Genomic DNA, 18,725 nt, shown 5'->3' on the forward strand with positions numbered 1-18,725 from the left:
TTCCTCCCTTTGCGGGTGGCGGGCCTGCTAGAGGAGTCGCGTGACGGTCCGGTGACGGAGCCTCGGCCCTTGCCGCGGCGTCGTGAAACCGCCGGTAATCTGTGGGGCTGAAATCCGGCGCCTGAGACGCCATATTGGCGGCACGAAAGCCGATGAGGCGCCCCGCCACCCCGCTGACAAGGAGATCGCAATGGGTCTGATGAGCATGTTCGGCGAGTCGAAGAAGCAGGACGAGACTTTCCCCTTCCAGCTGACCGACGCGCAGTGGCGCGAGCGGCTGACGCCGGAGCAGTATCAGGTCCTGCGTGGCCACGGCACGGAGCGTGCGGGTTCTTGCGCACTCAACTACGAGAAGCGCGCCGGCACCTTCTCCTGCGCCGGCTGCGGCCAGAAGCTGTTCAAGTCGGGCAAGAAGTTCGAGAGCGGCACGGGCTGGCCGAGTTTCGACCAGCCGCTGGAGGGCGCCGTCGGCGCCTCGGAGGATTTCAGCTACGGCATGCACCGTGTCGAGGCGCATTGCGCCAATTGCGGCGGCCATCTCGGCCACGTCTTCCCCGACGGCCCGCCGCCCACCGGCCTGCGCTACTGCATTAACGGCGTGGCGATGAATTTCGAGCCGGAAGCGGCTTGATCCCGCCGTGATGCTCGGGCTTGCCCCGAGCATCTCACGACGGAAAGGCGATAAAGAGATGCCCGGGTCAAGCCCGGGCATGACGCCTCACGCAACGGGCACCGCCCGTCGCGCCAGCACTCCGGCATCCACCGCCGGCGGCAGATCGCCGAACTGCCCCGACCAGCCATCCCCAAGCCGCATGGCAATGAACGCGTCCGCCACCGCAGAGGGCGCAAACTGCAACAGCAACGAGCCCTGCAACATGAGCGCCAAGCGCTCGGTGAGACGCCGCGCCTGCCCCTCATTGCGCATCATCCCGGGCAATTCGCCTTCCAAACGCCTCAGCGCCGCATCGTAGCGCTTGTCCGAGCCCGCAGCCACCATCAGCTCAGCCCTCAGCACGTCGATCGCCCCCTGCTCCCGCGCCAGCGAGCGCAGCACGTCCAGGCAGATGACATTGCCCGAGCCTTCCCAGATCGCGTTCAGCGGCGCCTCGCGATAGAGCCGCGCCATCGGGTTGTCCTCGATGAAGCCGTTGCCGCCATGGCACTCCAGCGCCTCGGTGACGACGGCAGGCGTCCGCCGCGTGATCCAGTATTTCGCGATCGGCGCGCCCACCCGCGCCAGCAGCCGCTCACTCTCCGATGCCTCCTGTCGATCCAGCGCCGCGAAAAGCCGGAAGGCGAGCCAGGCCGCGGCCTCAGCCTCGATCGCGATATCGGCCAGCACGTTCTGCATGATCGGCTGGTCGATCAGCGCCTTCTGGAATGCCCTCCGGTGCTGCGCGTGATGCGCCGCCAGCGAGACCGCCATCCGCATCAGCCCGGAGGAGGCGGCGGCAATGTCCAGCCGTGAATTGTGATTCATCGACAGTCCGGTGCGGATCCCGCGCCCCGGCTCCCCGATCAGATGGCCGATGGCGCCCCTGAACTCCACCTCGGAGGAGGCATTCGAGCGGTTTCCGACCTTGTCCTTGAGTCGCTGGATCGCGACGCCGTTGCGCGATCCGTCCAGCTGCCAGCCCGGCACGACGAAGCACGAGATCCCCTCGGCCGTCCGCGCCAGCGTCAGGAAGACGTCGGAATGCGGCACCGAGAAGAACCATTTCCGGCCATGGAGCGAATAGGTGCCGTCGCGATTGTCTTCGGCATATGTCTGCGTCTGACGCAGATCCGAGCCGCCTTGCGTCTCCGTCATCGCCGTGCCGACGGTCGCGCCGGTCTTGAGAGGCGCCGGCCCCTGCCGCGGATCGTAGCGATTGGAGGTGACGAGGTGGCCCCACTGCTCCCAGAGTGCCGCGTCCTGCTTCAGCACCGGCACGGCGGCATAGGTCATGCTGATCGGGCAGCAGATCCCGCTCTCGGCGCCGTACCAGAGATACTGCAAGGCGGCGCGGGCCACCTGCGCGCCGGGCTCCGGCCGGTTCCAGGCGAGCGCATGCGTCTCCTGCCCGATAGCAAGCCCCATCAGCTCGTGCCAGGCGGGATGGAAGGCGATCTCGTCGATGCGGTTGCCGAAGCGGTCGAAGGCCCTCAGTTCGGGCGTGTAGCGATTGGCGAGATAGGCCAGCTCCTGCACCCTTGCCGAGCCGACTGTCCGCCCGGCGTCATGCAAGCGGTCTCGCGCCCAATCGGCCCCGAACGCCGAGACGATGGCCGGCAGCACCGGATCGGCGGCGAAGGCATCGTATTCGGCCAGCACCGGCACCTGATTGGTGACCTCCCAGCGCCCTTCCCCGCTCTGCTCCGCCATTGCTGCCACCTCCCTGTGGAACGGGATATAAAATGATCCCTCCGGCAGGGCGCAATCCTGACACGAGCGCCCTATATTCGCCGGAGAACGAATCACGCACGAGCACACTGGTCCCTTGTCCGAGACTGACCCCTTTTCCGCTCCCCTGCCCCGCCCTGGAGGCCTCGCCGCGCGTGCCGCAGCGCAGCCGGCGGCCGGCTATCTTACGGGGCTGAACCCGGAGCAGCGCCAGGCGGTCGAGGCGACGGAAGGCCCCGTGTTGGTGCTGGCCGGCGCCGGCACCGGCAAAACCCGCGTGCTCACCACCCGCATCGGCCACCTGATTTCGACCAGCCGCGCCTACCCTTCCCAGATCCTCGCCGTCACCTTCACCAACAAGGCGGCGCGCGAGATGAAGGAGCGCGTCGCCCATCTCGTCGGACCGGTCGCCGAGGGCATGCCCTGGCTCGGCACCTTCCACTCGATCTCGGCCAAGCTGCTGCGCCGCCACGCCGAACTGCTCGACCTGCGCAGCGACTTCACCATTCTCGACACCGACGACCAGATCCGCCTGATGAAGCAGGTGATTCAGGCCGAGGGCATCGACGAGAAGCGCTGGCCCGGCCGCATGCTGGCGGGCTTCATCGATAGCTGGAAGAATCGCGGCCTCAGCCCCAAGGACGTGCCGCCCGGCGAGGCCGCCGTCTTCGCCAACGGCAAGGGCGGCAAGCTCTATGCTGCCTATCAGGAGCGGCTGAAGGCGCTGAACGCCGTTGATTTCGGCGACCTGCTGCTGCACTGCCTGACGCTGTTCCGCGACTATCCTGACGTGCTCCAGACCTATCACGATCGCTTCCGCTACATCCTCGTCGACGAGTACCAGGACACCAACACGGCGCAGTATCTCTGGCTTCGGCTTCTTGCCCAAGGACGCCGCAACATCTGCTGCGTCGGCGACGACGACCAGTCGATCTATGGCTGGCGCGGTGCCGAGGTCGACAACATCCTGCGCTTCGAGCACGATTTTCCTGGGGCGACCGTGATCCGGCTGGAGCGCAACTACCGCTCCACCGGCCATATCCTCGCCACCGCCTCCAAGCTGATCGCCCGCAACGAAGGCCGCCTCGGCAAGACGCTGCGCACCGAGGATGCGCTCGGCGAGAAGGTCACCATCACCGGCGCCTGGGACAGCCAAGAGGAAGCCCGCCTGATCTCCGACGAGATCGAGGCGATGCAGGCCAAGAAATACAATCTCGCCGAGGTCGCGGTTCTCGTCCGCATCTCCGCGCAGATGCGCGAGATCGAGGAGCGCTTCGTCCAGGCCGGCGTGCCCTATCGCGTCATCGGCGGCCCGCGCTTCTATGAGCGCGCCGAAATCCGCGATGCGCTGGCCTATCTGCGCTGCGTGGTATCGCCGACCGACGACCTCGCCTTCGAGCGGATCATCAATGTGCCCAAGCGCGGCCTCGGCGACGCCACCGTCCAGCTCCTGCACAACCATGCTCGCGCCACCGGCTTCTCTCTGATGCAATCGGCCCGTGCCGCGGTCGAGAGCGACGAGCTCAAGCCCAAGGCCCGCACCACGCTGCGCGAACTCGTCGATGCCTTCGGCCGCTGGTCGACCCGCGCCGAGCATATGCCGCAGGGCGAGCTGGCAGAGCTCGTGCTGGAGGAATCCGGCTACACCGAGATGTGGAAGAAGGACCGCTCGGCCGATGCCGCAGGGCGGCTGGAAAACCTCAAGGAGCTCGTCCGCTCGCTCGACGAATTCCCCGACCTGCCGGCCTTCCTCGAGCACGTCTCTTTGGTGATGGATGTCGCCGACGGCGAATCCGGCGCCCGCGTCTCGATCATGACGCTGCACGCCGCCAAGGGGCTGGAATTCGACACGGTCTTCCTGCCCGGCTGGGAGGAAGGGCTCTTCCCGAACCAGCGTGCGCTCGACGAGAGCGGCCGCGCAGGCCTCGAGGAAGAGCGCCGCCTCGCCCATGTCGGCCTGACCCGCGCCCGCAAGAAGCTGAAGCTCTATTTCGCCTCGAACCGACGCATCCACGGCCTCTGGCAGACCAGCCTGCCCTCCCGCTTCATCGACGAATTGCCGGAAGAACATGTCGAGGTCGAGCAGGCCCCGACGAGCTACTCGCAGGGCGGCTACGGCGCCTCGCGCTTCGACCGGATGGAGAGCTTCGGCTCCAGCTACAACACGCCGGGCTGGCAGCGCGCGCAGGAAAACCGCGCGAAGAACAGCGGCGGTGGCAGCGGCTTCTCCGAAAGCGGCCGTGGCTTCGGCTCGGGCGGTTTCGGAGGCAGCTCATCACGCCAGCGCGGCCCGCTGCTGATCGAAGGTGAGCTCACCGCCAAATCGACCGGCGAGTCTGCCTACGGCACCGGCGCCCGCGTCTTCCACGTCAAATTCGGCCCCGGCTCCGTCGCCAGCGTCGATGGCAACAAGCTCACCGTCGACTTCGACAAGGCGGGCCGGAAGATGGTGCTGGATAGCTTCGTGCAGAAGGCTGGTTGATCGACCCAACTTGTGGATTGGATAGTTTGACACTCTTTCCACACAGAACAGAAAATGAACATCGCTTACTATGTCAAACCCTTAGGATATATGGATTGGGTCCGATGCGAATCAGCAGGTCCCGATGCTCAAAAACAGCGCCGACATCATTCGCCGCCTCGAACGCGAAGGCTGGGAATGCGTGCGCGTCGCCGGCTCGCACCATGTCTTCAAAAAGCCCGGCGTCCGTGACACTATCGTGGTGCCGCATCCGAAGAAGAACTTCGGACCCGGCCTCGTATTGAAGATCTACAAGCAGGCAGGCTGGCCGCGCGACTGACATGACTTATTACGTCGCCATCATCGAGGATACGGGCTCCGACCATGCCGTCGGCGTCTGGTTTCCCGATCTCCCCGGTTGCTTTGCGGCCGGCGACACGCTGGATGAAGCCCTGCTCAACGCCCCGGAGGCCGTCGCGCTCTGGATCGAAGCTCAGGACGGCTCAGCGCCCCATGCTCGCACGCCAAGCGAATTACGGAGCGACCCCGAAACCTCCGCCGAGATGGCCGCACACGCCATCGCCTTGATCCCGGCGCCCGGTCTATCGTTGCAGCCAGCGGCGGAGTAGAAGCGGCGCCATACTGCCGACTCCCCGACGATACGACCGACTATGACTCCCCAGATCGCCCTGAACGATTCCGAAGACAAGCTCTTCGCGAAGTGCTCTCCAACGGCCTGAAGGCCTACAACGACGAGAAGATCGGCCTGCACGACCGGCAGGATCTTACGATCCGTGTCAGCGATCCCGAAACCGGCGAGCCGATCGGCGGGCTTGTCGGGCGCACCTCGCTCGGCATGCTCTTCATCGACCTCGTCTATCTGCCGAAAAGCCTGCGCGGCACCGGCACCGGCAGCCGCATTCTTGCCTTGGCGGAGGAGGAAGGCCGGCGGCGCGGTTGCAGCAAGGCGGTGCTCTTCACCATCAGTTTCCAGGCGCCGGACTTCTACAAAAAGCTGGGATGGCAGGTCTTCGGCGAGATCGCGCCGAAGCCGCCCGGCGCGACCCGCGTCTACCTGACCAAGGATCTGTGAGCGCTCAGGCGCCGCCTTCCCGCTCGCGAAACGCCTTCCGTGCCGCCGAGACTTGCCCATAATAGGTCTCGGCCCAGACCCAGACTCCGCAGAACGCTGCGCTGAGCTCGCGGCCGAGTTCGGTCAGCGTATAATCGACATGCGGCGGGATCACCGGATGGACGGTTCGGATGACAAGCCCATCGCGCTCCATTTCCCGCAGCGTCTTGGTCAGCATCTTCTGGCTGATGCCGCCGACCATGCGCCCGACTTCGGTGAAGCGCAGCGTGCCGTGCTCTTCCAGCGCCTCCAGCACCAGCATCGTCCATTTGTCGGCCACCTGCGCGATGACCTGCCGTACCAGCGATTCCACGGCAGGGCTGACCGGAGGTATGGCGTCGCTGCGCGCATGCATCGCTGCCATCGCAGTCCGGATCGTCCGCATCCGACACTCTCCTTTTGGTATGTATGGTACTTTTGGGAGCCTTCTTTCCTTTGAAGACTGACGATGCCACCTCCTGGGACGCAACCACAAGAGGGCTTCCAATGAACATCTCAGGCAACACCATCCTGATCACCGGCGGCGGCTCGGGCATTGGCCGGGCGCTCGCCGAGGCGCTTCACGCCAGGGGCAATCAGGTCATCATCGCCGGCCGGCGCGAGCGCGTCCTCGACGAGGTCACCGCCGCAAATCCCGGCATGGCCTCGATGCTGCTCGACATCCAGGACAAGGCCGATATCGAAGCCTTCGCCCGACAGGTCGTCGAGCGCTTTCCCAAGCTCAATGCCATCCTCAACAATGCGGGCATCATGAAGCCCGAGAATGTCCCGGCCGCCGATAACCTCGCCATCGCCGAGGAAACGATCACGACCAATCTGCTCGGCCCGATCCGCCTGACGGCCGCGCTCCTGCCGCATCTCATGAAGCGGCCCAGTGCCACGGTCCTGACCGTGTCCTCCGGCCTCGGCTTCGTGCCGCTGGCGGTTACGCCGACCTACAGCGCCACCAAGGCGGCGATCCATTCCTGGTCGATCAGCCTGCGCGAGCAGCTCAAGAATACCTCGGTCGGGGTCATCGAGATCGCGCCACCCTATGTGCAGACCGAACTGATGGGGGCGCAGCAGGCCGTCGATCCCGCCGCGATGCCGCTCGCCGATTTCATCGCAGAGGTGATGACGATCCTCGAAACCCGGCCTGATGCCGCCGAGGTGATCGTCGAGCGTTGCGAGCCGCTGCGCTACGCCGAAGCCACGGGCAATTTCGACCAAGTCTTCGCCGCGTTGAATGCACAGCACGCCTGACTCAGCCGTCATTCTCGGGCGCCGCGCAGCGGCGACCCGGGAATTTCTGACGAGTAGGTGCTGGATTCCGAGATGGTCGGGTCAAGCCCGACCATGACGACCCCGCATCGCACCGCATGACAACCTCGCCCCACGCTGCTAATGCCACCGCATGCGCGAAGGCCTCCTGCCAGCGACGGTTGCGACCGTCTTCGAACTCTCCACCTCGGGCGAAAAGGCCCGGGCCCTGACCGAATTGCTCGGCGAGATCTTCGACCCGACCGAAACCGCGATTTCGGCCTTCGAGATCGAGGACGGCGTCACCACGCTCTCGCTGAACGCGCCCTGGAAGGTCGAGATCTACTTCGCTCAGCATCCGAACGAGGAGGCGGTGCGCGACCTGCTCAGGCCGATCGTCGGCGATCTCGTCGACGCGACGCCTTTCACCACCGTGAACACGCGGGATTGGGTCGCGACGAGCCTCGACGGGCTGAAGCCCGTGCGCGCCGGCCGTGTCATCGTCCATGGCGCGCATGACCGGGATGTCGTGCGGATCAACGACGTCGCGATCGAGATCGAGGCGGCGCTGGCCTTCGGCACCGGCCATCACGGTACCACCTCGGGCTGCCTGCTGGCTCTGGACGCCGAGCTGAAGAAGCGCCGCCCGCGCCACGGGCTCGATGTCGGCACCGGCACGGGCATCCTCGCGCTGGCGCTGGCAAAGCAGATCAAGCGCAAGGTCGTCGCCGGAGACATCGACGCCATCGCGGTCGAGGTTTCCGCCCACAACGCCCGGCTGAATCACGCGCCCAACGCGCTCGACCTCTATGTCGCGCCGGGCCTGCGCCATGCCAAGGCCAAACGCCCCGGCCGCTTCGACCTCGTCTTCGCCAATATCCTGGCCGGGCCGCTGAGGCAGCTGGCGCCCTCGATCGCGCGCGTACTCTCGCGCGACGGGACACTGATCCTCTCCGGTCTGCTCGCGATGGATGTCGCCGGGGTGGCTTCGGCCTACCGGCACCACGGCATCTATCTCGTCAGCCAGTCGCTGCGCGAAGGCTGGGCTACGCTGGTCATGAAAAAAGGCGGCGCAGCCCCGAGGCTCCGCCGCCCTGCCTGACCTCCGGCGCCAGGGCAACGAACCGGAAAAGCGGAAGCCGCTTCCGATCCGATGCCGCTAGAAGCGCGAGGTCGTTACGCGTCCGGCTTCAGAAGCCGATATGTCCATACTTGCGCTCGGCCTCGGCCTGCAGGCTGCGGGCGTCGTGCCAGACGGCCGCAGCGAACTTCGCGGCGTCGGCGATCTGTTCGGCGACATGCTTGATGATGGCGATCATGTTTCTGATCCTCGATGTTATCGGCGCGCGCTCTGGCCGCAGCGGCCGGAAATTCAGCGGTTGAAGGGCAGCGAAGCGTCGCTCGACAGTGTCGCGGACGGATAGCCGCCCAGCACGATCTCGGCCTCGTTGACGAGAATGTTGCGGGCGCGCAGCTGGCGAGCGGCGGAGCGCTTGCGGCTCTCGATCAGCGCCGCATAGAGGCGCTGCATCACACCCGGCTGGTCCGCCTTGCGGGCCCTGGTTTCGGCCACCACTGCCACGGGCAGCACATCGGCATTGTCTAGCACATAGGTCATGGGTCTATCTCCGAAAAACGAAGGACAGTCCCGGTCGCTTCCTCGTTCTCTTATGCCACCAAAGTGGGATCATTTCGCAGTTGCGAGAAGTCATGCTCGCATATGCGAGATATGCATAGAACGCATGAAACACGTCCATATCCGTTAATATTTGCGTTTATTGCATAACCAATCGGCACAATGCGAACCGTCAAGGCAGCACGGCGTCAGGAAACGGGCATTGCCTGTCGGCGTATTTGCGCTGGCGCTTTAGCCAATGCAGCGCGACGATGCGCACGATCTCGCATCGGACCGATCGTGAAATCCATTTTTTGCAAGAATCCGGTGCGATAACGATTACATGGATCGCCGTTATCGTGCCCGACAGGGCGCGCGGCGACCGAAGCCGGACCATGTCATGACCGAATCGACCTTGCCCACTTGCCGCTTCCAGTCCTTCTCCGAGCCCAGCGACCCCATGCTGGTCGCCGGCCGCGTCGCCGCGCTGCGCATGGCGCTCGCAGCGCAAGGTCTCGACGGTTTCGTCATCCCGCGTGCCGACGAGCATCAGGGCGAATATGTGCCGGCCCATATGGCCCGCCTCGCCTGGCTGACTGGCTTCACCGGCTCGGCCGGCAACGCGGTGGTGCTGGCCGACAAGGCAGCGTTGATCGTCGATGGCCGCTATACCATCCAGGCGGCCGCGCAAACCGACACGACGGTCGTCACCCCCGTCCGCATGGAGGAGACGCCGCTGGAGCGCTGGATCGAGCAGAACCTGTCGGCCGGCGGCAAGCTCGGCTATGATCCCTGGCTGCACACGGTCGACGGCGTCGCAAAGCTGGAAAAAGCGGTCGCCGCAGCCGGTGGCAGCCTTGTCGCCGTCGCCGCCAACCCGATCGACACACTCTGGTCGGACCGTCCCGCCGCCCCCGCCGCGCCGGTCAAGGCTCACCCGGCCGTCTATGCGGGTGAGGATTCCGTCTCGAAGCTCGACCGCATCCGCAAGGCGCTGGCTGAAGCGAAGGTCGATGCCCTCGTCGTCTCCGATCCCCATGCGCTGGCCTGGGTCTTCAACATCCGCGGCGGCGATGTCGAGCACACGCCCCTGCCGCTCGGCTACGCCATCGTCCCGCGCGAGGGCCGCCCGACCGTGTTTCTCGCGCCCGAGAAGATCACCAACGAAGCCGGTGACGCCATCGGCGCGGTCGGCGAGATCGCGGCGCCGGCTGCGCTCGACGGCCAGTTGAAAAGGCTCGGCGCCGCGAAGGCCAAGGTTCGCCTTGATGCCACCACCGCCGCCTCGGCGCTGGCGACGCTGATCACCCAGGCAGGCGGCACGCCGGATGCCGGCACCGACCCGATCGCGCTGATGAAGGCGCGCAAGAACGCGGCCGAACTGAACGGCACCCGCGCCGCCCATCTGCGCGACGGCGCGGCGATGACGAGCTACCTCTCCTGGCTCGCGCGCGAGGCGCCGAAGGGCGATCTCACCGAGATCGACGCCGTCGCGGCGCTCGAAGCCGAACGGCTCAGGACCGGGCTGCTCAAGGACGTCTCCTTCACGACCATCGCCGGCGCCGGCCCCAACGCCGCCCTGCCGCATTACCGCGTCAGCGAGGCGACGAACCGCCGGCTGGAACCCGGGATCTTCCTGGTCGATTCAGGTGGTCAGTACGAGGACGGCACCACCGACATCACCCGCACCATCGTCATCGGCGCGCCCACGGCCGAGATGCGCGACCGCTACACCCGGGTGCTCAAGGGCCATGTCGCGATCTCGCGGCTGGTCTTCGTCAAGGGAACCTCCGGCGCGCAGCTCGACGCCTTCGCCCGGCTGCCGCTCTGGCAGGGCGGCTTCGACTTCGACCACGGCACCGGCCACGGCGTCGGCAGCTATCTGTCGGTGCATGAGGGGCCGCAGCGCCTCTCCAAGCTCGGCGTCACGCCGCTGGAGCCTGGCATGATCCTCTCCAACGAGCCCGGCTACTACAAGCAGGGCGAGTACGGCATCCGCATCGAGAACCTGATCGTCGTCGAGGAACGCCTGATCCCCGGCGCCGAACGCACCATCTACGGCTTCGAGACCATCACCTGGTGCCCCTATGAGCGGGCACTGATCGACAAGGACATGCTCGACGGCGGCGAGATCGCCTGGATCGACGCCTACCATGCGACGGTCTGGGAGAAATTGTCTCCGCTGGTCGCCGGGGAACCGAGGGCCTGGCTGGAGAAGGCGTGCCGGCCGCTGTGACGGCCGCCTTTCCAGCGAATACCGCCTTGCCGCGCGAAGTATTTTGGCGACCCACGCCGGAAATCATCCAGAATTCAAGCCAGAACGCTACGGCAACTGACGAAAAGCAATGGACGCGAATTCATGATGCGATAGTGTATTTCCGGATCAATCTGCCGCCATGTCGAAGCGAAACGAGGAGGGATGTGCCATGCCTCTGAAGCTTGTACTGGCCTTTGCGACCGTAGCCCTTTTGCCTCTTCCGGCGGAGGCTCAGGAGAGAACTGGCAGGGGCGGCAATGGCGTTCGCGACTCCTGCCGCGAAGAAGCCAGGCTGGCGTTCAAGAAAGACAGGACGAACAGGCTGGACCCGGCGCAGATGAAAGAACTGCGCCGCGAATACGCTCAGAATTGCCGCAAAAGAGCGAAGGCAGGCTGAAACCCGCAGGCACGGCCTCAGCGCGTGCGCTTCAAGCGGCGTGTAGGTTGCCTGGGCGCGTCATGCAGCGCACGTCACGGCCGGGCACGACCTGGCTCACATCACCATCCGGAACGCCACCACCGCGAGGACGCCCACGGCGACGACGCCCAACAGCGGCAGCCGCGTCGCAGCCAGTGCCGCAAGCGCGGCGGCAGCCGTCTCGGCCCAGCCTGTAGCGAGCGCGCTCGGCGCGATGACGGCGACCAGCACGGCGGGCGGGATCGCATCGAAGGCTGTCTGCGCGCGCGGCGAGAGGTTGAGACGCCCGGCGAGCGCAAGTCCCGCCACCCGCGTCGCATAGGTCACGACCGCCATGCCGAGAAAGGCGAGGAGGTTGATCGGATCGACGACGCTCACGCCTCGACCTCCTGCGCCGCGGGCCGCATCTCTGTGGCGGCCGCGAGCCATGCCGCGAGCAAACCGCAGAGCGCGCCGGCCGCGACATGCCAGGGCGGACCGGCAAGGCGATAGGTCACGGCCGATGCGAGTCCCGCTGCCACCACCGTCCAGAACGTCACCCGCCCCTTCCAGAGGGCGGCGACGAGCGCGATGAACAGCGCGGTGAAAGCGAAATCGGCGCCGAGCCGCTTCGGGTCGCCCAGCACGGCGCCGATGGTCGCGCCCAACGTCGAGTTGACCAGCCAGCCGGCGACGAAGGGAATGACCATCGCAAACCAATAGGCCGGAGTGAGGCGATGCGTACGGGCTCGTTTCTCGGCCAGCGCCCAGTTCTCGTCGGCCATGTAGTAGAGGCCGAGGAATTTCTGCCACCGGCTGAAGCCTTCCAGCTTCGGCGCCAGCGACGCCCCCATCAGCACATGGCGCGCATTGATCAAGAGCGTCGAGAAGACGATCGCAGCAACCGGTGCTGGCGTCGCCCACAACTCCACGGCGGCAAACTGAGCGCCGCCGGCGAACACCGTGGCGCTCATCAGAAGGATTTCCAAGGGAGAAAGCCCCTTGCTGGCAGCCACCGCGCCGAAGAGCAGGCCGATCGGCGCCGCAGCCACCGCAGCCGGCCAGATATCGCTCAGGCCGCGCCTGATGTCGTCACGCATCGTGGACATGGGTCTGATACTTTCGAAGCGGCGGTTCCGCCGGTATGCGCGGCGCGGAAGGCGCCGGGCGTCACGCCGAAGCGGGCCTTGAAGGCGCGCGTCAGATGCGGCTGGTCGCAGAAGCCGGTCGCCGCCGCGACGTCGCCGGGCATCTCGCCGCGCCGCAGCCGCTCGCGGGCGCGCCGGACGCGGACATCGACGAGATAGGCATGGGGCGTGAGCCCCGTCTCCTGCCGGAAGGCACGGATCAGGTGATGGCGCGGCAGGCCGGTGAGCCGGGCGAGATCGGCAAGCGACAGATCCTCTTCGTAGCGCGCCTCGAACAGCTCGCGCGCCTTGGCAACGGGTCCGCCCTCGGCCCCGACGGAGCGGACCGAGAGATCGGCATGGCGCGCCAGGCAGAGCGCATAGAAGCGCAGGAGCATCTCCTCGCCGGCCAGCAGATCCTCGCCATCCTCGATGGCGCGATGCGCGGCAGCGAAGAGCACAGCCCCCTTGGCGTCCTCGACCAGCGGCTGCGGAAAGAACGGCGTCCCGATCACGTCCCGGCCGCTCAGCGAAGCCGCGACCTCGCGGATCAGCCCGACCTCAGGATAGGTCATGCGGTAGCTGTAGCCCGGCCCGTAGGGCTCGCCGTCATGGGTCTCGAGCGGGTTGACGAAGGCGACATGGCCGGGACGGGCGTAGTGCCGCTCGCCCCGGATGCGGAAGGTCTCGCAGCCGGCCTCGATAATGCCGATCACGTAGCTCTCATGCTGGTGCGGCGTGTAGGCATGGCGGCGGAAGGTGGCGGCGAGGCAATCCAGCCCGTCGAAGCGCTCGGCCGGAAACAGCTTCGCCCGCTCGCCGGCGACGAGCGGCTCCAGGCCCAATGTCTCGCTCTGTGTGACTGCTTCCATGGCGCGAGCATAAACTCCCTCGCGGCGCGACTGTCTTGAAGAAAAGTGATCGGGCGCATCACGCGCCCGATATGCCCGGTCATTTCGGAATGGCGTCAGATCGCGTGAGCCGCACCGGCCGCGCCGGCCCGTTCCGGGCTCTTCGAACCGAGCAGAAATACGCCGAGCCCGCCGACCAGCGTCGCGACGGTGGCGTAGGCGATCACGCCCAGCGTCCCGAAGCCGTCGACGAGCAGGCCGCCGAAGATGGCCCCGCTCGCGATCGCGACCTGGAAGGCGGCGACGATCAGGCCCCCGGCCGACTCCTGCTCGTCTTCCGGCGCCACGCGCACCATCCAGGTCTGGAAGCCGACCGGCAGCGCGCCGAAGGCGAAGCCCCAGAGCCCGACGGCGATGGCCGAGGCGATCGGCGATCCACCGACCAGCAGCAGACTCACCCCCATCAGCGCGATCGTCAGCGCGCCGAAGATCACCGACGCCTTGGCGCTGCGCGCCGTGATCGCCCCGCCGACGAAGTTTCCGAAGAAGCCGCCGACGCCGTAGGCCAGCAGGACGAGCGAGATCGCCTCGACCGACAGCTTCGGAATCTGCTCCAGGAACGGGCGGACATAGGTAAAGCCGGCAAAATGCCCGGAGATCACGACGGCGATCCCCGCCAGCACCAGTGCGATGCTCGGCTGGCCGAGCAGGCGCAGCAGCGTGCGGATATCGGGCGCGCCGCGCGCCGGCAGGCGCGGCAGCACCGCCATCTGGATCACCAGCGTCGCGACGCCGATGAGAGCCGAGAGCCAGAACACGACGCGCCAGCCCATCAGGTTGCCGACATAGGCGCCGATCGGCGCCGCGCTGACCGTGGCGATTGAGACGCCGGTGAAGATCAGCGACATCGCCTTGGGCAAGGCGCTCGGCGGCACGAGCCGCATCGCGGTCGCCGCCACCATCGACCAGAAGGCTCCGAGCCCGATGCCGAGCAGGACGCGGGCGAAGAGCAGCGTCGGCAGATTGGTCGCGACGGCGGCGAGCGCGCTCGAGACGATCAGCAGGCTGGTCAGCGACCAGATGACGAGGCGCCGATCGATGCCGCGCGTCACGATGGCGGCGGCGAGGCCGGCAACGGCGCCGACCACCGCTGTGGCGGTCACGGCCTGTCCGGCGGCGCCGACGGAAACGCCGATATCGGCGGCCATCGGGGTCAACAGGCTGGCGGGCAGGAATTCGGCCGTGACGAGGCCGAAGACGCCGAAAGTCAACGAGACCACCGCCGCCCAGGCTGGTCTTTCGCGCGCGTCCTCGGCGGAATCATCGAGGTCGAGTGCTGTGGCAGAAAGAGAATCTGACATGGGTATCTCCATGAGGAGGCCGGAAGATGGGCGTGGCCTCGTGGAGTTTCCATGCTATATAATCCGTATCTCATGACCGTTCGTCCAGGATTGCGATGACAGCTTCGGCAGACCACCTGACCGAAATGCTCCGGGGACTGAGGCTCGACGGCGTCGATTACAGCCGCTGCCAGATGGCTACTCCGTGGGGCGTCGCCTTCCCGCAGAGCCGCGAAGCGTGTTTCCATTTCATCTCGCGCGGCAGTTGCTGGCTGAGGACGCCCGCTGGCGAGTGGCTGGAGCTCCGCGACGGCGACGCCGTGCTCCTGCCCCGCGGCGGCGGCCATGTGCTGGCGAGCGCGCCGGACGTCATCGCATCGCCTCCCTGCGATTGCCGGGTGCGCGAAGCCTATGGCAATGTCTTCGACGTCGAGGGCGGTGGCACTGGCGAGCATATGCTCGTCTTCACCGGGCGCATGACCTTCAATGTCGATCTCGACCACCCGCTGCTGCGGCTGATGCCGGATATGATGCGGATGAGCGATTTCATCGCCAACGAACCTGGCATTCCGCATCTGCTGGCGGCAATGGGCCAGGAGGTCGCGATGGACCGGGTCGGCGCCGGCGGCATCCTCGCGCGTCTCGCCGACGTGCTGGCCGCCGCGATCATCCGTTCCTGGGTCGAGCGCGGCTGTGGTGCCGCCAAGGGCTGGGTCGCGGCAGCGCGCTGCCCGCAGATCGGCAAGGTGCTCGCGGCCGTCCACGCCCATCCCGAGACCGCCTGGACCGTCGAAAGCCTGGCGGAGCTGATGGGCGCTTCCCGTTCCGGTTTCGCCGAGCGCTTCGCCGAGGTCGTCGGCGAGACCCCGGCCCGCTATGTCGCGCAGGTCCGGATGCATCAGGCCCGGCAATGGCTCGCCCGCGACAAGCTGCGGATCGCGGTGGTGGCGCAGCGCCTCGGCTACGAGTCGGAGGCCTCGTTCAGCCGCGCCTTCAAGCGCATCACCGGCATGGCGCCGGGTCAGGTGCGCGCGGCAGGTGAGGCACCGCCTGCGGCGATGTTCACGCCATCAGCAGGGGCTGCGGAGTAGCCAGAGCATTTCCGCGGGGGAAAGGCGTGCCGGAACAAAGCCCCGGAGCGCCGGTTGCATGTCGAACAGCCGGGCGCTGGAAGGCCGGCGCAGCGGTCCATGCGAACGGGATCACGATCATGACCATCCAATCTCTCGCTCTTAGCTGCGCTGCGGCGCTAGCGATCTTCAGCCTTGCAACGGTTGCGAACGCTCAGGGAATACCGCGCGGCGCCGCTCAAGGCGCCAGGGTCGGCAATGAGGCAGCCGGACCGATCGGCGGCGCGGCCGGAGCCGTCGTCGGCGGCGTCACCGGCGGCGTGGTCGGCGGCGTCAAGGGTGTCGTCGGCATTCCCCAGCGGACCGCGGTGCCGCGTGCCAGAACGCACGCTCATCGCCACTGATCGCGGCGTAGCGGCAGCTCATCCGCCGACCAGATCGAACCAGCCGGCCTCGTCGATCACCTCGACGCCGTGCTTGGCGGCATCCTTCAGCTTGGAGCCCGCCCCCGGCCCGGCGACCAGCAAATCCGTCTTCGACGAGACCGAGCCCGCAACCTTCGCGCCGAGCCGCTCGGCCATCGCCTTGGCCTCGTCGCGGGTCATCCGTTCCAGCGCGCCGGTGAAGACCACGATCTTGCCGGCGACAGGGCTCGCCGAGGCCATCGCTTCCAGCGGCTGCGGCGTGACCTGGGCGAGCAGCCGGTCGAGCAACTGCTCGTTATGCGGCTCGCCGAAGAATTCGATCAGCGCCTCGACCACGGTGGGCCCGACGCTGTCGATGGCGTCGAGCTCCTGCCGCTCGGGCGAGGCTTCGTCGGCAGCGGCGATACCCGCCGCGCGCAGTGCCTCGAACGAGCCGTAATGCCGCGCCAGCAGCCGCGCCGTCGTCTCGCCGATATGGCGGATGCCGAGCCCGAAGATGAAGCGGTTGAGCGGCGGCCGGCGCCGGTCTTCGATCGCATCGAACAGCTTCTTGGCGCTGACGGCGCCGAAGCCCTCCTTGTCCTTGAGCTTCTTGAGGTTGGCCGCATCGCGCTCAGCCAGTGTGAAGATGTCGGCCGGCTCCTTCACCGGAAGCTCGGGATCGCTGTGGAAGAACTCGATCTGCTTGTCGCCGAGCCCGTCGATATCCATCGCATCGCGCGAGACGAAGTGCTTGAGACGCTCGACCGACTGCGCCGGACAGATCAGGCCGCCGGTGCAGCGACGCACCGCATCCTCCTTGCCGGTGCGCGGATTGAGCTCCCGCGTCGCATGGCTGCCGCAGGCCGGGCAGAGCGTCGGGAATTCATAGGGCTTCGCGTCCGCTGGCCGCTTCGCGAGATCGACCGCCTCGACACGCGGGATGACGTCGCCCGCCCGCTTCACCGTCACCGTGTCGCCGATGCGGATATCGGTGCCGTCGCGGATCGGCAGCCCCTTGGAGTCGAAGCCGCGGATGTAGTCCTCATTGTGCAGCGTCGCATTGGTCACCACGACGCCGCCGACCGTCACCGGCTTCAGCCGCGCCACCGGCGAGAGCGCGCCCGTGCGCCCCACCTGAATGTCGATCGCTTCGAGAACGGTCGTCGCCAGCTCGGCCGGGAATTTATGCGCGATCGCCCAGCGCGGCGCCCGCGAGACAAATCCGAGCCTTGCCTGCAGCGCAAGATCGTCGACCTTGTAGACCACGCCGTCGATGTCGTAGCCGAGCGTGGCGCGCTGGCTCTCGATCAGCCGGTACTGCGCGATCAGCTCCTCGACGCTCTCGCAGCGCTTCATCAGCGGGTTGGTGCGGAAGCCCCAGCGCTTGAACGCCTCGACCACGCCCATCTGCGTCGGTGCCGGCAGCACCGGCATATCGCCCCAGGCATAGGCGAAGAAGCGCAACGGACGGGATGCTGTGATCGTCGCGTCGAGCTGGCGCAGCGAGCCCGCCGCAGCGTTGCGTGGATTGGCGAATTCGGTCAGTCCCTTCTCACGCTGGCGGTCGTTGATAGCAGCGAAATCGGCATGGCCGAGATACACCTCGCCGCGCACCTCGGCGATCTCCGGCACGTCCGGCCCGGCGAGCGTCCCTGGGATTTCGGAGATGGTGCGGGCGTTGACGGTAACGTCCTCGCCTTCCTCGCCGTCGCCGCGCGTCGCGGCTGAGACGAGCACGCCCTTCTCGTAGCGCAGCGAGAGCGACAGCCCGTCGATCTTGGGCTCGGCCGTGAAGGCGATGCCACCTTCCTCCTCCTTGCGACCGAGGAAGCGATAGACCCGGCCCGCGAACTCGGCGACGGCCTCATCGGAGAACGCGTTGTCGAGCGAGAGCATCGGCACGCGGTGCCGGATCTTGGCGAATTTGCCCGACGGCTTGGCTCCGACCTTGCCGCTGACGCCGCCGGTTTCCTTCAGCTCGGGAAAGGCCTCTTCGAGCGCGACCAGCCGCCGACGCTTCGCGTCATAGGCCGCGTCGTCCATGATCGGCTGATCGTCCTGGAAATAGGCGTCGTTGGCGGCCTGCACCTGCGCGGCGAGCTGCTTGTGCTCGGCCTTCGCCTTGCGCGGCGTCAGCTCGGCAACGGGCGTTTCGGAAAAGGCGGTGTCGTTGGCGTCGCTCATGGCACAGCATTAGGCGAGAAGGTCGTGACGAGGAAGGGCAGCAGCCGGATCGCTCAACCCGATGAAGCTCCTCGCCCCCATCCTGTCGGAGAGCGCTATCGGCAGCTCCTCAGGATGGGGTTCAGGTGTCCATTCCTCACATCAGCGAGAGGGCTTGCGACAAATCCGGCTTTCGCGCGTATAGTTTGGGGGCTGGAATTTGGAAGCTCGACGCCATCGGCCGTTGACGCCAAGGACAAGTTGACCGCCGTGGTGAACCGGG

20 protein-coding genes are annotated in these 18,725 nt (G+C 66.7%); 11 read left to right on the plus strand and 9 right to left on the minus strand.

Annotation, left to right across the window (positions count from 1 at the left end; all coding sequences use genetic code 11):
• The first annotated feature begins 199 nt into the window (after positions 1-199).
• Entirely contained in the window at positions 200-631 is a 432-nt protein-coding gene (gene msrB, locus AC1DE3_RS02145; protein WP_476852257.1) for a peptide-methionine (R)-S-oxide reductase MsrB, read from the plus strand.
• Between the two features lie 87 nt (positions 632-718).
• Here msrB and AC1DE3_RS02150 read toward each other — a convergent pair whose 3' ends face one another.
• Positions 719-2,365, minus strand: coding sequence for an acyl-CoA dehydrogenase family protein (locus tag AC1DE3_RS02150; RefSeq protein ID WP_476852023.1), 1,647 nt, complete (start codon positions 2,363-2,365; stop codon positions 719-721).
• A gap of 115 nt (positions 2,366-2,480) precedes the next feature.
• Here AC1DE3_RS02150 and AC1DE3_RS02155 point away from each other — a divergent pair, with 115 nt between their 5' ends.
• The 4 genes from AC1DE3_RS02155 to AC1DE3_RS02170 all read left to right on the plus strand — a co-directional run bounded on the left by AC1DE3_RS02155 (position 2,481) and on the right by AC1DE3_RS02170 (position 5,937).
• Positions 2,481-4,865, plus strand: a complete 2,385-nt coding sequence (locus AC1DE3_RS02155) for an ATP-dependent helicase (RefSeq protein ID WP_476779107.1) — start codon at positions 2,481-2,483, stop codon at positions 4,863-4,865.
• A 124-nt stretch (positions 4,866-4,989) separates the two neighbouring features.
• Positions 4,990-5,184: a type II toxin-antitoxin system HicA family toxin gene (locus tag AC1DE3_RS02160; protein ID WP_476779106.1), complete on the plus strand. Its 195-nt coding sequence runs from the start codon at positions 4,990-4,992 to the stop codon at positions 5,182-5,184.
• A 1-nt stretch (position 5,185) separates the two neighbouring features.
• On the plus strand, positions 5,186-5,473 hold the full coding sequence (locus tag AC1DE3_RS02165; RefSeq protein ID WP_476779105.1) for a type II toxin-antitoxin system HicB family antitoxin: 288 nt from the start codon (positions 5,186-5,188) through the stop codon (positions 5,471-5,473).
• A 92-nt stretch (positions 5,474-5,565) separates the two neighbouring features.
• On the plus strand, positions 5,566-5,937 hold the full coding sequence (locus AC1DE3_RS02170) for a GNAT family N-acetyltransferase (protein ID WP_476779104.1): 372 nt from the start codon (positions 5,566-5,568) through the stop codon (positions 5,935-5,937).
• A gap of 4 nt (positions 5,938-5,941) precedes the next feature.
• On the opposite strand, the gene AC1DE3_RS02175 is transcribed toward AC1DE3_RS02170, so the two are convergent.
• Positions 5,942-6,361, minus strand: a complete 420-nt coding sequence (locus tag AC1DE3_RS02175) for a winged helix-turn-helix transcriptional regulator (RefSeq protein WP_476779103.1) — start codon at positions 6,359-6,361, stop codon at positions 5,942-5,944.
• 101 nt (positions 6,362-6,462) lie between these two features.
• On the opposite strand from AC1DE3_RS02175, the gene AC1DE3_RS02180 reads away from it, so the two are divergent.
• Both AC1DE3_RS02180 and AC1DE3_RS02185 read left to right on the plus strand, forming a co-directional pair.
• Entirely contained in the window at positions 6,463-7,218 is a 756-nt protein-coding gene (locus tag AC1DE3_RS02180) for an SDR family oxidoreductase (RefSeq protein ID WP_476779102.1), read from the plus strand.
• 151 nt (positions 7,219-7,369) lie between these two features.
• Positions 7,370-8,317: a 50S ribosomal protein L11 methyltransferase gene (locus AC1DE3_RS02185; RefSeq protein WP_476852024.1), complete on the plus strand. Its 948-nt coding sequence runs from the start codon at positions 7,370-7,372 to the stop codon at positions 8,315-8,317.
• Positions 8,318-8,405: 88 nt separating this feature from the next.
• Here AC1DE3_RS02185 and AC1DE3_RS02190 read toward each other — a convergent pair whose 3' ends face one another.
• Positions 8,406-8,534 (minus strand): hypothetical protein, encoded by a 129-nt coding sequence (locus AC1DE3_RS02190; RefSeq protein ID WP_441513813.1) that lies wholly within the window; start codon positions 8,532-8,534, stop codon positions 8,406-8,408.
• Between the two features lie 53 nt (positions 8,535-8,587).
• Complete coding sequence (locus AC1DE3_RS02195) at positions 8,588-8,833, minus strand: hypothetical protein (RefSeq protein ID WP_476779100.1); 246 nt, start codon at positions 8,831-8,833, stop codon at positions 8,588-8,590.
• Positions 8,834-9,230: 397 nt separating this feature from the next.
• Here AC1DE3_RS02195 and AC1DE3_RS02200 point away from each other — a divergent pair, with 397 nt between their 5' ends.
• Complete coding sequence (locus AC1DE3_RS02200; protein WP_476852025.1) at positions 9,231-11,066, plus strand: aminopeptidase P family protein; 1,836 nt, start codon at positions 9,231-9,233, stop codon at positions 11,064-11,066.
• A gap of 190 nt (positions 11,067-11,256) precedes the next feature.
• Positions 11,257-11,484, plus strand: coding sequence for a hypothetical protein (locus tag AC1DE3_RS02205; RefSeq protein WP_476779098.1), 228 nt, complete (start codon positions 11,257-11,259; stop codon positions 11,482-11,484).
• A 96-nt stretch (positions 11,485-11,580) separates the two neighbouring features.
• On the opposite strand, the gene AC1DE3_RS02210 is transcribed toward AC1DE3_RS02205, so the two are convergent.
• The 4 genes from AC1DE3_RS02210 to AC1DE3_RS02225 all read right to left on the minus strand — a co-directional run bounded on the left by AC1DE3_RS02210 (position 11,581) and on the right by AC1DE3_RS02225 (position 14,823).
• On the minus strand, positions 11,581-11,883 hold the full coding sequence (locus AC1DE3_RS02210; protein ID WP_476779097.1) for an AzlD family protein: 303 nt from the start codon (positions 11,881-11,883) through the stop codon (positions 11,581-11,583).
• Positions 11,880-12,593 carry an AzlC family ABC transporter permease gene (locus AC1DE3_RS02215; protein ID WP_476779096.1) on the minus strand — a complete coding sequence of 238 codons (714 nt, stop codon included), beginning with the start codon at positions 12,591-12,593 and terminating at the stop codon, positions 11,880-11,882. The genes AC1DE3_RS02210 and AC1DE3_RS02215 overlap by 4 nt, the downstream gene beginning before the upstream one ends.
• Positions 12,557-13,483 (minus strand): AraC family transcriptional regulator, encoded by a 927-nt coding sequence (locus tag AC1DE3_RS02220; RefSeq protein WP_476779095.1) that lies wholly within the window; start codon positions 13,481-13,483, stop codon positions 12,557-12,559. The genes AC1DE3_RS02215 and AC1DE3_RS02220 overlap by 37 nt, the downstream gene beginning before the upstream one ends.
• 95 nt (positions 13,484-13,578) lie before the next feature.
• On the minus strand, positions 13,579-14,823 hold the full coding sequence (locus AC1DE3_RS02225; RefSeq protein WP_476779094.1) for an MFS transporter: 1,245 nt from the start codon (positions 14,821-14,823) through the stop codon (positions 13,579-13,581).
• Between the two features lie 95 nt (positions 14,824-14,918).
• On the opposite strand from AC1DE3_RS02225, the gene AC1DE3_RS02230 reads away from it, so the two are divergent.
• Both AC1DE3_RS02230 and AC1DE3_RS02235 read left to right on the plus strand, forming a co-directional pair.
• Positions 14,919-15,893, plus strand: a complete 975-nt coding sequence (locus AC1DE3_RS02230; protein ID WP_476852026.1) for an AraC family transcriptional regulator — start codon at positions 14,919-14,921, stop codon at positions 15,891-15,893.
• Positions 15,894-16,012: 119 nt separating this feature from the next.
• The gene (locus AC1DE3_RS02235; RefSeq protein WP_476779092.1) at positions 16,013-16,276 is read left to right on the plus strand and encodes a hypothetical protein; all 264 of its coding nucleotides are present in this window, start codon (positions 16,013-16,015) and stop codon (positions 16,274-16,276) included.
• A gap of 18 nt (positions 16,277-16,294) precedes the next feature.
• On the opposite strand, the gene ligA is transcribed toward AC1DE3_RS02235, so the two are convergent.
• On the minus strand, positions 16,295-18,463 hold the full coding sequence (ligA, locus tag AC1DE3_RS02240) for an NAD-dependent DNA ligase LigA (protein ID WP_476779091.1): 2,169 nt from the start codon (positions 18,461-18,463) through the stop codon (positions 16,295-16,297).
• Between the last annotated feature and the right edge of the window lie 262 nt (positions 18,464-18,725).

This window comes from Allobosea sp. 10L417 (genome assembly GCF_056395485.1).

Excerpts from the sequence above, each read along its gene's own strand:
- msrB (WP_476852257.1), top strand. The coding sequence starts at position 200 with ATGAGCATGTTCGGCGAGTCGAAGAAGCAGGACGAGACTTTCCCCTTC.
- AC1DE3_RS02150 (WP_476852023.1), bottom strand. The coding sequence starts at position 2,365 with ATGGCGGAGCAGAGCGGGGAAGGGCGCTGGGAGGTCACCAATCAGGTG.
- AC1DE3_RS02160 (WP_476779106.1), top strand. The coding sequence starts at position 4,990 with ATGCTCAAAAACAGCGCCGACATCATTCGCCGCCTCGAACGCGAAGGC.
- AC1DE3_RS02165 (WP_476779105.1), top strand. The coding sequence starts at position 5,186 with ATGACTTATTACGTCGCCATCATCGAGGATACGGGCTCCGACCATGCC.
- AC1DE3_RS02175 (WP_476779103.1), bottom strand. The coding sequence starts at position 6,361 with ATGCGGACGATCCGGACTGCGATGGCAGCGATGCATGCGCGCAGCGAC.
- AC1DE3_RS02180 (WP_476779102.1), top strand. The coding sequence starts at position 6,463 with ATGAACATCTCAGGCAACACCATCCTGATCACCGGCGGCGGCTCGGGC.
- AC1DE3_RS02185 (WP_476852024.1), top strand. The coding sequence starts at position 7,370 with ATGCGCGAAGGCCTCCTGCCAGCGACGGTTGCGACCGTCTTCGAACTC.
- AC1DE3_RS02190 (WP_441513813.1), bottom strand. The coding sequence starts at position 8,534 with ATGATCGCCATCATCAAGCATGTCGCCGAACAGATCGCCGACGCCGCG.
- AC1DE3_RS02195 (WP_476779100.1), bottom strand. The coding sequence starts at position 8,833 with ATGACCTATGTGCTAGACAATGCCGATGTGCTGCCCGTGGCAGTGGTG.
- AC1DE3_RS02200 (WP_476852025.1), top strand. The coding sequence starts at position 9,231 with ATGACCGAATCGACCTTGCCCACTTGCCGCTTCCAGTCCTTCTCCGAG.
- AC1DE3_RS02205 (WP_476779098.1), top strand. The coding sequence starts at position 11,257 with ATGCCTCTGAAGCTTGTACTGGCCTTTGCGACCGTAGCCCTTTTGCCT.
- AC1DE3_RS02215 (WP_476779096.1), bottom strand. The coding sequence starts at position 12,593 with ATGTCCACGATGCGTGACGACATCAGGCGCGGCCTGAGCGATATCTGG.
- AC1DE3_RS02220 (WP_476779095.1), bottom strand. The coding sequence starts at position 13,483 with ATGGAAGCAGTCACACAGAGCGAGACATTGGGCCTGGAGCCGCTCGTC.
- AC1DE3_RS02225 (WP_476779094.1), bottom strand. The coding sequence starts at position 14,823 with ATGTCAGATTCTCTTTCTGCCACAGCACTCGACCTCGATGATTCCGCC.
- AC1DE3_RS02230 (WP_476852026.1), top strand. The coding sequence starts at position 14,919 with ATGACAGCTTCGGCAGACCACCTGACCGAAATGCTCCGGGGACTGAGG.
- AC1DE3_RS02235 (WP_476779092.1), top strand. The coding sequence starts at position 16,013 with ATGACCATCCAATCTCTCGCTCTTAGCTGCGCTGCGGCGCTAGCGATC.
- ligA (WP_476779091.1), bottom strand. The coding sequence starts at position 18,463 with ATGAGCGACGCCAACGACACCGCCTTTTCCGAAACGCCCGTTGCCGAG.